Raw genomic sequence first — 13717 nt, 5'->3', positions numbered from 1 at the left:
TTAAAAATCAATACTACAAATGAAAAAATGGACAGTTTATAAAAAATGTAAATTGAAAGAATATATATTGGTATGTAATTGTAGTGAATTTTAGTGTTGGGAAAATAATAAGTGTTAGGAGAATTTATAATGAAAATTTCGGCAGTTTTATGGGATTATGATGGAACCTTAGTAGATACAACTAGAAAAAATATGGCAGTAACAATGGAGGTTCTAAAAAATTTTATTCCAGATGTATATGATAATATCCCAGAGGCATTAGTTTCTATTGAAAATTATCAAAAAGCAAATTATAAATATAAAAATTGGAAAGAATTATATAAAAATTGTTATGGACTAAACGATGAGCAAGTAAATGAAGCAGGGAAGCTATGGAGTCCCTATCAATTGAAAGATACTACATTACCTAATATGTTTGAAGGATTAAGTGATGTAATAAAAACATTGGGGCATATTAAACATGGAATTTGTTCACAAAATTGCTCTAAAAATATTTACAATACTTTAAGGGAATTTGGTGTTGGAGAATATTTTCAATCAATTATAGGGTATGATGATATTTCATATAATGAGCAAAAACCTAATCCAAGTGGTTTTTTAAAATGTCTAGATAATCTTAATCTATCATCAAATAAAAGTGTAATAGTCTACATAGGAGATCATCAAGAAGATACTATATTTGGGAAAAATGCTGAGAATTATTATAAGTTAAATAAAGAGGATGTTAAGGTAATATGTATTGCGGCAAGATATAGTGGACATAGTACAAAAAATTGGGATGTTAAGCCAGATTTTGTGGCTTACTCTACAAGTGATATTTTAAATATTATTAATAGTATTGAAAGAAAATAATCATATAGTATAAGTTTAATTAAGGATAAAACACCGTATTATTTAGAAATAAATTTTATGGTGTTTTAAATTTATTCTGTTTTTTCTAATTATGTAAAAATATATAGAATATATGGTATAATTTTCATGTTAATTAAATTGCAGTTCTAAAAAATTATATATTATAAATATATTTCAATAGGTGGAGGTTTAATATGGATTGTGGATTTACGGGAGAAAATGGGTGGTTTAGATATAGAGCAGCAGCAATTATTGTGGAAAATGGATGTGTTCTTTTTGCTAAAAACCAATTAGAAAATTATTATTATTCCATTGGTGGAGGAGTTCATTTAGGAGAAAAAGCAGAAGATGCCGTTAAACGAGAAGTACTTGAAGAAACTGGTGTAGCATATGAGGTTGAGAAATTAGTATTTATACATGAAAACTTTTTTGATGGAACTGGAACGTTAGATGGGGTAAGGTGTCATGAAATTGCATTTTATTTTCTTATGAAGCCTAGAGGAACGCAAGAATTAAACAGTAATAGTTATACACAAGGAGTTCGAGAGTATATGCATTGGTTACCTATTAAAAATCTAAAAGACTATGTAGCTTACCCAGGTTTTTTTGCAGAAAAATTATTAAATATTGGTGATACTATTGAACATATTGTTACATTCGAATAATGAAATAATTTGTTGTACATTAAAAAGATGTAGGGGGTAGAAATAAAAATGATAAGAACGGTTAATGATTTTAGTGAAATTCTAGATTTTGCATGGAGTTTGTGTCAGGATAATAAAAAAAATAGTTATCCAAGACGTAAAAGTAAAGAGGATTTACAAAGTGGCATTGAAAAGGCAATTAATTCAGATACACGAAAAATAATCGCTTGTTATAAAGAGAATATGCTTATGGGGGTTTGTAGTTTTTTTTGGATAGAAGAAGAGATGTATGTACAAACCAATATGTTTTTAATAAAAGATAATTATAATATTACTGCTGATGAAATAATAAATTATCTTAAGAATGAGTTTAAAGGATATAATTTACTTATAGGTATCACATTTGATAATAAAGAGGCAATCAAATATTTAGAAAGTAGAAATTTTAAATGTATTGAATCTAGTATTGATACAAGATTATACAAAGAAAATTATAAAATTTGCAATATTGAAAAAACAATAAATTTATTACAAAGTAATCAATTTGAAGAATATGCTAAATTTCATGATAAGTATGCAAAAGATATGTATTGGAATAGTGAGCATATTAAGGAAAGCTTTGACGACTTTAATATTTTTGTATATATGGAAAATGGGACTATTATGGGAAGTATTTTTGTTAGAGATCTTAAAATTGAGGCAGAGGTAATTGGTTTATTTATTGATGCAAGAGTTAAAGAAAAAAGAATTGAAAGTGATCTGATTAACGTAATGATTAAAAACATTTATAAAAAATATACTGATATCAATGATATTGTTTATTTCATTGATGAGGATAGTGAAATTGAATTAGATTCAGCAAAAGAATTAGGATTTAAAATTATTGACAAATATAGATGTTATGAATGTAAATTATAATTAAATATAAATACAACATAAAATGGAGGACGGTCTATGAAAGATTTATTTTTAGTTCAGCCTAATAAAAATTATCAAAAGAGTTTTGAAAATTATGCTTTAGCTTATAGAAAGATAAATGATGAACATTATTTTAATAAATATAAAAAAGCATTAGAAAATTTCCAAGATTATTTAAATGACTTGGACGATTATTCCAAAGGAAATAATCTATCTGAAGGAGAGGTTATAACTTCAACATTTTGGTTAATTGATAAAAAAGAAGTTGTAGGAGTAGTGAGAATTAGACATGAAGAGGTGGAATGTGCTGGGCATATAGGTTATGATATATCACCAAATTATAGAAATAAAGGTTATGGTTTTCAAATTTTAAAACTAGCATTGGAGAGGTCTATAAAGATAGGGCTAGAAGAAGTAATTTTAACTTGTAATATAGACAATATAGCTTCAAAGAAAATTATAGAAAAGAATAATGGAAAATTTTTAGGAACTATTTTTGATGAAGAGGAAAATGAAGATATGAACAAGTATAGCATTACCTTAATAACTAACTAATTTTTTCTTTCATTTTATATAAGGTTTTAAACATAGGCGTAAAGTTAGGTTTAAAAACTCCAAAATTATAATGTTAAAAAGTAATAATGAAAAAAATTTAAATAATAGTATGTAAAAATTATCTATATGATAAATATATAAAATAGAATTTGAAAGCAAGTTAATTAAATATTTCATGACTTATTATATTACAATAATAAAGGGCAATGGAGGGATTTATTTGTATATTAAAGCATTATCAGAAAGCGAAAAAATGCAATTAAAACAAAGGTCTAACAGAATAAAAGAATTACAAGAGCAAGGCATATGTTTTGGGTGCTATAATTTTGAAACAGACGAGATATTCCCAGGAGAAGGGTTGATTATTTACGAAGATGATAAGGTGAGATGTCAATTCGAAAAATTTCCACGAGCAACTGGTCAAACAACTATAGTAGCGAAGGAACACTATGAGGATATTTCAGAAATGCCACTTGAATTGGGTACTCATATATTAAAAATATCAAATGCAATTATAAAGTTGCATAAAGAAATTATAGGGGCAGAAAAAGTATATATGTGTACACTGTGTGACGGTAAAAGAAATCACTTGCACTTCTCCCTATTTCCACGATTAAAAGGAGAAACAATTGGTTTTAAAAATTTTGTCAAAGAAGATGGTATTTTAATGGATTATCATGAAACTGTTGAAATATACAAAGAAAAAATGAAGGAGTTAGTATAAGATAATAAAACATAAATACAAAAATTATAGAATATTAATTAAACTACCATATAAATTTCAATTTGTAGAGTAGATTAAATTAATTTAGGGTTATTCTATAAAATACCGTACTATTCTAAGGTGAATATGCGGTATTTTTTATGTCACAATTTAATTATATTGTGACGTAATTACTAAAGTTAGAAATATGAATAATGTTCTTTGAAAATTGAATGATACGGTGTTTACAATATATGTTATAATTGATTCATAATAATAAGATAAAGTAAAAATTATTTATATGAGACATGCAGATAAATAATAAGTTATCGGTGAGTTGTTTATTAATATCAAAAAATTAAGGCAATAATATTAAAAGTATTATTGCCTTATGTTATAATGAAGTATAGAAATGATATCAATTTGTATTATTTATTTGTAGAGGGGAAATAACGTGGATACTAAAAAGTTAATTAGGACTTTAGATGCAATAAGTTATGAAACTAAACTAGGAAAAAACTTAAAGAACACGCTTAGGAAAGTAGATAAAGATCTCTTAATGGACGAACTTAATGACTATAGATTGTTTTTAAAGAAAAGAAGAAGGTTACTAGACCAATATACTTACCGAATAAAATCACTACAGTCTATAAAATTGAAGTATGATAGATATTATCCTACTAAGGAAATTGGAACATGCTTTAATGATATATTAGGCATTAGAATTATATGTCTCAATTACGATATTGATTTAAGAGATGAAAATATAAGACATGTAGATATGTCAAATGGCAAGAAAAATGATGATGGATATAGAGGATATCATATTTACTATAAGAAGAGTAATTTTCATTATCCAATTGAAGTACAGTTTTTTACAGAAAGAGATTATATCTTTAATATGTGGTTACATAAATATGTTTATAAATATAAAGACAATATGATAGGGATTAAGTTAAAGGATTTATACGATAAAGGGATAATTCAAAATGAAGATGATTTTAAGGAGGAGTTGAAGAAATGTATTATATATTAGTTAAGAATTTTAATTCTGTAGGATCCGTGGTATATGGATCAGATGATTCTAAAGAAGTTGATATGATAGATGATTTATTGAATTATAAATTAGATGGAAAAGAGAAACAGGTTGTATTATTATCTAACTTAGAGATGTGGAAAGAATATGAACCATTTAATATGACAAATAGTGTTGGTGAATTTATTGATAAAGCAATGCTTAATTAGTAATTTGTGCGTATTAGGCAAATATTATGTTTATGTAAATATGCTGATAATGTGAATGACTCTTCGCTGAGAGGGGTGTATTATTGAATGGGAATTTTCTTGATATAAGACTTCCGGACAAATTCTAATTTGTTAATGAACTTAAAAGTATAAAATATTATATATAAATATCGCAGTATTCAGAAATGAATTTGCGGTATTTTTGTTGTCTTAAAAAATAAAATGAAGTAAAAATAGAATATATTTTTGAGAATTGAATAATATTTTATTTACAAAATATGTTATACTCTTTAAAAAGACAAATAACAATTCGAAAGAGGGGATAAAAAATGAAAAGAGAATTAGGAATTGCACGGTGTGGGCTTGCTTGTTGCTTGTGTTCAGAAAATTCGAAATGCTCTGGTTGCAGTTCGGGGAAATGCCCAGATAAAGAATGGTGTGAAAATCGTAAGTGCTCTATAGAAAAAGGGTTAGAGGCTTGTTATTTATGTAAAGAAAAATGTCATAAAGGATTATTAAATAAGATAAAACCATATGGATTCACTATATTTATACAAAGATATGGAGTAGAAGAACTTCTTGATTGCTTAGAACGAAACGAAAAGAATGGTATTGTATATCATAGGCAAGGTATAAATGGAGATTATGATGATTTTGATGATGCGGATAAATTAATAGCATTTATTAAATCAGGTAAGAGATAAATTTAATACAGGAAAAGTATATCCTGTAAATAGAAATTGGAGATGAGATAAATGAATAAGATGCAAATTAAAAAAATCGTAAAAGAGAATCTTGGAAAATACTTAAATTGCGAACAAGAAATCTTTGAGCATGATGGAGTAGTTTTTCATAAACCAATTAGATTAAATGAATTTCAACAAAATCCTTTTTTAGAAATTACAAACATTGAAAAAGCAATTATTGTTTCAGCTTCTTATGAAATTATGGATAATGTGAAAACTTTATTGGTTGGAAAATCAAGAGATGAGATATTTGAATGTCCTTTAATATATGGGCAATCAATTTATTATATTCCCGATATTAAAAAGCTGAAATTATGTGATTTACTACCACAATATGAATATTTCTATTTAGAAGGAAATGAGATAAATAAGTTAAGAGAAATTAAAGGATTTACTAATTCATTAGAATTTGACGAAGATGGAAGTACATCTACTGCAATTGTGTTTTTTGCTATGAAAGATGGAGAAATTATAGGGCTTGCTGGGGCATCGAATGAATATAGTAATATGTGGGAAATGGGCATAGATGTTAAGAGCAATTACAGAACAGATGGTTTAGCAACTGTACTTGTAAATCATTTAATGCATAAAATATTAAGCAAAAACGTTTTACCGATATACTGTGCTTCATCATCTAATATTGCATCACAAGCAGTAGCTCATAGAGCAGGATTAATACCTTATTGGATAAGCACATATAAGAATATACTTGATGGGAGTTCATCATATAATGAATTAGTAAAACCATTATATGAATAAATTTTCATACCAATTTTAACGAGGAATTAAATGGTATTTGAAACTGAAAGGCTTGTTGTAAGAAGTTTAATAATGAAGATATTGATTTAATTTATAACATTAATAATGATCCAGAATGTATAAAGTTTAATGGTTGGTATTCTATGTCTTATGAAGATTGTCAAGATGTACTTAGAAATTGGATAGAAGAATATTCAAGGTTCGCTTTAACAGGAGCGTTTTGTGTAGAGAGTAAAAATGAAATATCAAAAGTAGGTATGGCATTTATAGTTGAAAAAGATAAACATGAAGAATTTGAAATTGGATTCAGATTACGCAGAGTACATTGGGATAAAGGATATGCCAAGGAAATTACTTTTGGGTTTATAAATTACTCTAGAAATAAAATTAATGCAAATTCATTGATTGCAGAAGTCTATATAAATAATTTAAAGTCAAGAAATGTATTTGAAAAATTAGGCTTTTTAAAATATAAACATCCAGATGGGGAAAAGGGAATTATTTATAGATATGATTTAGGTATGTCTAGCAATGAGCATAATTAATATGGGGGAATAAAGATGGAAAGTAATAAAGTACAGTTAAAAACACCTAAATTTGAAGAATTAGATTATAGAAGAAAACTTTTAGCAGATAAAGAAACCATGTCTTACAATATAGGATACAGAGAGAATGATGAAACAGGATGTATAGAATTTAAAGAAAATCATTGGGAAGATTGGTTTTCTCGATGGGTAAATAATATACCAGAAAAATATTATGCGTATATAATCAGTAGTGATGAAAATATACCTGTTGGTGAGGTTGCCCTACGATATGTTAGTAAAAAAAATTCTTATTGTATTAATATAATAATTGAAGCGCAGCATAGAGGAAAAGGATTTAGTGAACAAGCATTAAGATTATTAATTAAGGTTGCATTTAATAAATTAGGAGCAGACAAGGTCTTTGATGATTTTCCAAGTTCCAGGATAACTGCAGAAAAAGTGTTTAAGAAAGTTGGGTTTAAAAGGGTTTCAAATGATATTGTTGAATTAACAAAACAGGATTATTTAAGTAAAGAACAGGATATTATCTAACCTAAAGATAGGACAATATAAATAATATGAAAAGTGAAGGTATTATTTTATTAACAGAGCAACGATATCCAAAAAAGGAGAAAATGAAATATGAATAATCTTATAAATGCTCTTCCATTATATAATTTTTTGAAATATTGTAACAACAATCCTAATGAAAAAATTATTCTTGATTGTGGTGCTGGTGGAAGTAATCCGCCACTTTCTCTATTTCATGAGTTTGGATATAAAACTTATGGAATTGAAATATCTGAAGAACAATTAGAAAAGGCATATATATTCTCTACTAATCATGATATAGACTTAAATATTATACAGGGCGATATGAAAAAACTCCCATTTAACAATGAATTTTTTAGTTTCTTATTTTCATATAATACATCTGTTCATATAAGAAAAGAAGAATTTCTAGTTGCATTATCTGAATTTTATCGAGTATTAAAAAATGGAGGATTGTGTTATGTGAATTTTTTAAGTGAAGAATGCGATTCATTTGGTAAGGGTGAACAAGTAGGTGAAGGGCAGTTTATACATAGTGAAAATGATGATATAACGCTGTATTGCCATTACAAGGATAATGAAATCGAAAAATACTTTAGCAAATTTGAGATTATCTATAAAGAGATGCGAGTAATTCAAAGAGCAGTAGATGGTGAAAAATATACATCGGCTTATTATGATTATATATTATTGAAAAAATAAAAAATGAAATATGGCACTATTCAGAAGAAAATTTATAGAATATTTCAAACATAATATAAAATAGCTTCAAGATAAAACTATTATTTAAATTAAGTTCAGATATGGAACAAGTAATAAAATATTATTTATTAGATAATTTTTATAAAGGAAAGTTATCTTTTTTTATATATTTAAAAAGATATAGGTAATTTAAGTGTAATATAAGGGGTTATATAGCGAAACAAGCTCCAATTTAAATTTATTGAATAACTTTAAAACATTTTTATACAAGATGCAGTGTTGAATTTTAATTGATTCGGAGCATGTCTCACTATTTTAGGTATCCAAGTTTTGGAATGGATAACTTTAAGAGTCAACTTGGAACTCTATGGAAAAAACACAAAAAATTAATGGAGTATGAACAAATTCTAAAATATTTATATAAGTGTTACAAATAACATACAATATTCTGCAAAAAAGTCTAAATTTTAGACGTATAATGTAATAAAAGTAAGATTATTAGAGTAAATGAGAATATAAATTATATATGATTATAAAAAATTATTATTAAGGGGATGAGTAATTTGCAAAGTTACATTGTAGAGGGCGTTCCAACTTTAGAAGAAGCAAAAATAATATTAGAAGAAGGGAGTAAATTAAATCCTGGACCATGGGTAGAACATTCTTTATATGTAGGTAGAGCTGCAGAATTAATTGCAAAAGAAGATAATGAATTAGATTCTAATGTAGCATTGATACTTGGAATGTTGCATGATATAGGTAGAAGATATGGTGTAACTAATGAGAAGCATAGTTTAGATGGTTATAAATTTGCTATGGAAAAAGGATATGATTTATTAGCAAGAGTATGTATGACACATGGGTATTTATGTAAAAACATTGATGGTATATGTGGAAAGAAAGATTGCACTGCTAAAGAACGTGAATTTATTAAAGAGTATTTAGAAAATATTGAATTTACAGCATATGATAAATTAATTCAATTATGTGATGCTTTAGCATTACCATCAGGATTTTGTTTATTAGAAAAAAGGATGATGGATGTTGTTATGAGATATGGATTTAATGAATTTACACTTGAAAAATGGAAAGTAACATTTGATATACAAAAATATTTTGAAGAAAGAATAGGAAAGTCTATTTATAGTGTTTTACCAAATGTAAAGGAAACTACTTTTGGATTTTAAAATTTGAATTTTACGGTGTTTTTAAGTATTAAAGTTAAGGAGTGGATTTTATGAAGGCTATTGAAATATATAATCATTTAGAGAAAGATTTTATATTTAAAGAGTTAAAAGATGATTGGGGAAAATATATGGACGAGGTTAAAGATTATCTTTCAACAAATTTTAAAGAAAGAAGTATGGGATTAGTGTGTGATTTTGCAGATGAAATCAATAAAGTTTATACTGCAGTATTTCCAACTAAAGAAGTTATGCAGAAAATTATTGATGACGGCACAACGGACGCTATGTTGTTTTTACACCATCCATCTATTTGGGATATAAAAAGGGTAAAACCATTTTATCAGATGAATAAAGAATTATTAGAAAAGTTTAGGAAAAATAGAATATCTATATATAATTTACATGTACCCTTAGATAATTTCAGTGAATATTCAACAAGCAAGACTTTAGCAGATGTTTTAGATATAGAAGTTGAAAAACCATTTAAAGTTTATTGTGGAGCTTTAAGTGGTGTAATTGGCAAAACTAAGTGTAAAAGTATGGAAGAATTGCATGCTAAGTTTTCAAAAGCACTAGGACATAATACAAGTCTCTATATGTATGGAGATAATAATATAAAAGATGGCAAGGTAGCTATTGTAGCAGGTGGTGGTAATAATAAAGATACTGTTTATGAAATGATTGAAAATGATGTTAAAGTTCTTATCACAGGTATTTCAGTAAAGAACGAAAAACACTCGGAAGTTCACAGGCTTGAGCAAGAAAATGGTATTAATGTTTTAGGTGGAACTCATTATTCTACTGAAAAATTTGCATGTGAGAAGATGTGTATTTATTTTGAAAAGTTTAATTTAGTTTCTTCTTTTATTGAAGGAGAACCAGTATATGAAGATATGTAAAATTGATATATAGTTTAAAAATTAAGAATGCATTATTTATATAAATTATGAGGAGATGGAATAGATGCCTAATATAATAGTAATGTATCAATCAAAATATGGTGCTACTAAAAGATATGCACAGTGGTTAAGTGAGGAATTAGCATGTGATTTAATAGAAACTAAAAAGGCTAACATAGATAAGATTAAAGAATACGATACAATAATTTTAGGTGGTGGCATTTACGGAATGGGGATATCTGGAATAGCTTTTCTAAAAAAGAATTATGAAAAGCTAAGGAATAAAAAAATTATTGTATTTGCAGTTGGAGCATCTCCATATAACGATGATTCTGTGAAACTTTTGAAGGAACATAATTTTAAAGATGATATGGAGAGCATTCAAATAGTCTATTGCAGAGGTGCTTGGAACGAAGAAAGAATGTCTTTTAAGGACAAGCTTTTATGCAATATGTTAAAAAAAGTTGTTTCAAAAAAGGATCCTAAAGATTATGAACCATGGGAAGAGGCATTAATGCAAGCGATTGGCTCTGAACATGATTGGACTGAAAAAGAAAATCTTAAACCCATTCTTGATTTTATAGAAAGAAAAAATAATGCATATTAAAAATTGAGTATTGCAGTATTAAAGTTAAAACTGATTTTTATTTTATGGTAATATTTAAGACATTTATGATAATTTTATCAATATAAATAATTTTGGAGGAATTTGTTATGAAAATATTAGTTACAGATAGATTAATGTTAAGGAAATGGAAAGAAAGTGACAGTATAGACTTATATGAATATGCCCAAAGTGAACTTGTAGGCCCTAATGCTGGTTGGCCACCACATAAAAATGAGGAAGAGAGCAAAAAGATAATAAAAATGTTCATGGAAGATAATGAAACATATGCTATAGTTTTAAAATCAGAAAATAAGGTTATTGGTGGGATAGGACTTCATAATACAAAACCTGATGATAAATCTATTCATTTAAAACAAAGGGAAATAGGGTATGTTCTTAATCCTAAATATTGGGGAAAAGGAATTGTTCCAGAGGCGGTGAATTCCTTAATTGATTATGGTTTTAACGAATTGAAACTAGATATAATTTGGTGCGGACATTTTAGTTTTAACTATAATTCTAAAAGAGTTAATGAAAAATGTGGATTTACATATAGATTTCAAAAAGATGAGAAGTTAAAATTATTAGATAATAAAGAAGTCACTACATTATATTATAGTATTTTAAAGTCTGAATACTTTAATTAAATTCCATTTAAATTATAGGACATGAATTAATAATTAAAAAATTTAAGGAGAGTAATGAAACATGGTAAAAGATAAATCTGTTAAAGATATGTGGGAAAAATATTTAATATCTATAGGTGAAAATTTTATAAATACTAATAAAGAATATACGGCATGGTATTTTTGTGATAATGAAGAAAGTGCCAATAACTTAGCGGCTTTAACTAGAGAAGGAATTAAAAGAGGGACAACTTCTCTATATGATTTATATAAGCTGGAAAATGAGGAACTTCCTGAAGTGGGAGAGTATAGTATTATAACAGATTGGGATGGAGTTGCTAAATGTTTAATAAGAAATAAAAAGGTTACAATTCTTCCTTTTAAAGATGTAGGTAAAGAACTTGCTGCAATAGAAGGGGAAGGTGATAAATCTTTAAACTATTGGAGAAAAGTGCATATAGATTTTTTTACAAGAGAATTAAAAAATTTAGAAATGGAATTTACAGAAGACAGGATAGTTGTATTTGAAGAGTTTGAAGTTGTATATAAATAATTTGAGAGAAAAAACAAGTTTAATTAAGTGACAGAAAGAATATTAAAAAATGGGGGATTTAATATGGATGAACAGAATCAGGTTAGGGAAATAGAAGTTGTTAAATATAATTCTAGTTGGAAAAAGGAATTTATGAAAGAGTCAAAATTAATAGAGGATATTATGAAGGAAGAAATAATAAAAATTCATCATATTGGAAGTACTTCAATTCCTGGTATTTTTGCAAAGCCAGTAATAGATGTTTTACTTGAAGTAAAAGATATTAACAATATAGATAAGTATAATAATGAGTTGAGTAAGTTAGGGTACGTATCAAAAGGGGAATATGGAATAAGTGAACGTAGATTTTTCTTGAAAGGTGTATATCATAGAACACATCATATACATGTTTTTGAGACAGGTAATTTAGAAATAGAAAAACATTTGAATTTTAGAGATTATATGATAGCTCATCCAGAAGAAGCAAAAATGTATGGAGAATTAAAAAAAGAGTTAGCGATTAAATTTAAGCATGATATTGATAGTTATTGTAATGGAAAAAATCAATTTATAAAAGATATAGACAGAAAAGCATATGAATGGTCAAAGTTAAAAAAGTAATTAAAAGATTAAATTATCAATATTATGATTAATTTAGAATTAAAAAATGATTATCAAAGCGAAAACTAGTAGTTCAAATATGTTAGTGATTCAAGATTAATCTCATGATATAATTTTTTATGATTAAACTATTATATCTTAAGGAGATTAAAATGAAAAAGTTGAAATTATTTAATTTTATTCCAATAATAATAACAGCACCTGCTATTGTTATTGGGACAATAGCAATGTATTATAATAGAATTTCAAATTTTGTTATAATACAAAATATTATAGGATTGGTTATAATGGGGCTAATTTCATATTATCTATTGTCAAGGAACATTAATATATGTAGAAATAAAAATATTAAAGATATTTTTAAGTTAATTCCATTAATACTTTTACTTTTAACTTTTATAGGAGAAGGTATGATGGGAGTTCATAGGTGGATATCTATAGGGCCAATAAGATTAAATATAGCTATGATAGTGATGCCTATAATAATATTGTCATTATGGAAATTATTAAAAAATAATAGTTGGTGGAAAGTAGCAATTATAACAATTTTTATATCTATAGTACTTTTTATTCAACCTGATGCTTCACAGTTATCTGGTTTTGCTATTCCTATGATTTTTATGCTATATAAGAATGGTGATAAAAGAATTTTTTCTACAATAATTTCATTGGGGCTTTTTATATTAGTTGTTTTATCATGGATACATTTAGATAGTCTTTCGCCAGTATCATATGTTGAAGAAATTTTAAATTTAGTAGCTAATATGGGACAAGTGTGGTTTTTATTAGGAATTGTGTCATTAGTAATATTACCAACCCCTTTTATATTATTTCCACCTGAAAAGTTAAAATTACCATCAGTATGCATTGGTTTATACTTTATTATCATTATAATTTCTACATTTTTTGGTAATTTTCCAGTTCCTTTAATGGGATATGGAATTTCGCCTATAATAGGATATATTATATCAATAACATGGTATACAAGGTTAAAATTTAATTAATAATTTATAATACTATAATTTTATTTAATTAGAATTGA

18 protein-coding genes and 1 pseudogene are annotated in these 13717 nt (G+C 26.4%); all 19 read left to right on the top strand.

Annotation, left to right across the window (positions count from 1 at the left end):
* Positions 1 to 129 precede the first annotated feature (129 nt).
* The 19 genes and pseudogenes from KQI36_RS00455 to KQI36_RS00365 all read left to right on the top strand — a co-directional run bounded on the left by KQI36_RS00455 (position 130) and on the right by KQI36_RS00365 (position 13679).
* A complete protein-coding gene (locus tag KQI36_RS00455; RefSeq protein WP_216449179.1) occupies positions 130 to 852 on the top strand; it encodes an HAD family hydrolase in 723 nt (240 codons plus the stop codon).
* A 194-nt stretch (positions 853 to 1046) separates the two neighbouring features.
* Positions 1047 to 1517, top strand: coding sequence for an NUDIX hydrolase (locus KQI36_RS00450; protein ID WP_216449178.1), 471 nt, complete (start codon positions 1047 to 1049; stop codon positions 1515 to 1517).
* Positions 1518 to 1565: 48 nt separating this feature from the next.
* Positions 1566 to 2414 carry a hypothetical protein gene (locus KQI36_RS00445; protein ID WP_216449177.1) on the top strand — a complete coding sequence of 283 codons (849 nt, stop codon included), beginning with the start codon at positions 1566 to 1568 and terminating at the stop codon, positions 2412 to 2414.
* Positions 2415 to 2450: 36 nt separating this feature from the next.
* Positions 2451 to 2969 (top strand): GNAT family N-acetyltransferase, encoded by a 519-nt coding sequence (locus tag KQI36_RS00440; RefSeq protein WP_216449176.1) that lies wholly within the window; start codon positions 2451 to 2453, stop codon positions 2967 to 2969.
* Between the two features lie 220 nt (positions 2970 to 3189).
* A complete protein-coding gene (locus tag KQI36_RS00435; RefSeq protein WP_010291908.1) occupies positions 3190 to 3693 on the top strand; it encodes an HIT family protein in 504 nt (167 codons plus the stop codon).
* A 433-nt stretch (positions 3694 to 4126) separates the two neighbouring features.
* Positions 4127 to 4708 carry a nucleotidyltransferase family protein gene (locus KQI36_RS00430; RefSeq protein ID WP_216449175.1) on the top strand — a complete coding sequence of 194 codons (582 nt, stop codon included), beginning with the start codon at positions 4127 to 4129 and terminating at the stop codon, positions 4706 to 4708.
* The gene (locus KQI36_RS00425; protein ID WP_216449174.1) at positions 4693 to 4917 is read left to right on the top strand and encodes a DUF6718 family protein; all 225 of its coding nucleotides are present in this window, start codon (positions 4693 to 4695) and stop codon (positions 4915 to 4917) included. The genes KQI36_RS00430 and KQI36_RS00425 overlap by 16 nt, the downstream gene beginning before the upstream one ends.
* 329 nt (positions 4918 to 5246) lie before the next feature.
* On the top strand, positions 5247 to 5621 hold the full coding sequence (locus tag KQI36_RS00420; protein WP_061997145.1) for a hypothetical protein: 375 nt from the start codon (positions 5247 to 5249) through the stop codon (positions 5619 to 5621).
* A gap of 51 nt (positions 5622 to 5672) precedes the next feature.
* The gene (locus tag KQI36_RS00415) at positions 5673 to 6422 is read left to right on the top strand and encodes a GNAT family N-acetyltransferase (RefSeq protein ID WP_216449173.1); all 750 of its coding nucleotides are present in this window, start codon (positions 5673 to 5675) and stop codon (positions 6420 to 6422) included.
* A 74-nt stretch (positions 6423 to 6496) separates the two neighbouring features.
* A pseudogene (locus tag KQI36_RS00410) lies at positions 6497 to 6967 on the top strand (GNAT family N-acetyltransferase); the annotation flags it as partial.
* Between the two features lie 15 nt (positions 6968 to 6982).
* Complete coding sequence (locus KQI36_RS00405; protein ID WP_216449172.1) at positions 6983 to 7501, top strand: GNAT family N-acetyltransferase; 519 nt, start codon at positions 6983 to 6985, stop codon at positions 7499 to 7501.
* A 90-nt stretch (positions 7502 to 7591) separates the two neighbouring features.
* The gene (locus tag KQI36_RS00400) at positions 7592 to 8203 is read left to right on the top strand and encodes a class I SAM-dependent methyltransferase (RefSeq protein WP_216449171.1); all 612 of its coding nucleotides are present in this window, start codon (positions 7592 to 7594) and stop codon (positions 8201 to 8203) included.
* Positions 8204 to 8766: 563 nt separating this feature from the next.
* Positions 8767 to 9390: an HD domain-containing protein gene (locus tag KQI36_RS00395; protein ID WP_216449170.1), complete on the top strand. Its 624-nt coding sequence runs from the start codon at positions 8767 to 8769 to the stop codon at positions 9388 to 9390.
* Between the two features lie 50 nt (positions 9391 to 9440).
* Positions 9441 to 10289 carry a Nif3-like dinuclear metal center hexameric protein gene (locus KQI36_RS00390; protein WP_216449169.1) on the top strand — a complete coding sequence of 283 codons (849 nt, stop codon included), beginning with the start codon at positions 9441 to 9443 and terminating at the stop codon, positions 10287 to 10289.
* A gap of 64 nt (positions 10290 to 10353) precedes the next feature.
* A complete protein-coding gene (locus tag KQI36_RS00385; RefSeq protein WP_216449168.1) occupies positions 10354 to 10896 on the top strand; it encodes a flavodoxin domain-containing protein in 543 nt (180 codons plus the stop codon).
* A 107-nt stretch (positions 10897 to 11003) separates the two neighbouring features.
* Positions 11004 to 11543, top strand: coding sequence for a GNAT family N-acetyltransferase (locus tag KQI36_RS00380; protein ID WP_216449167.1), 540 nt, complete (start codon positions 11004 to 11006; stop codon positions 11541 to 11543).
* A 61-nt stretch (positions 11544 to 11604) separates the two neighbouring features.
* The gene (locus KQI36_RS00375; protein ID WP_216449166.1) at positions 11605 to 12075 is read left to right on the top strand and encodes an ASCH domain-containing protein; all 471 of its coding nucleotides are present in this window, start codon (positions 11605 to 11607) and stop codon (positions 12073 to 12075) included.
* Positions 12076 to 12138: 63 nt separating this feature from the next.
* Complete coding sequence (locus KQI36_RS00370; protein ID WP_216449165.1) at positions 12139 to 12675, top strand: GrpB family protein; 537 nt, start codon at positions 12139 to 12141, stop codon at positions 12673 to 12675.
* Between the two features lie 152 nt (positions 12676 to 12827).
* Complete coding sequence (locus KQI36_RS00365; RefSeq protein WP_216449164.1) at positions 12828 to 13679, top strand: cell division protein; 852 nt, start codon at positions 12828 to 12830, stop codon at positions 13677 to 13679.
* Positions 13680 to 13717 lie beyond the last annotated feature (38 nt).

Source organism: Clostridium senegalense, from assembly GCF_018916625.1.
Taxonomy (GTDB): Bacteria; Bacillota; Clostridia; order Clostridiales; family Clostridiaceae; genus Clostridium_J; species Clostridium_J senegalense.
This window is presented reverse-complemented; position numbering and strand designations above follow the sequence as displayed.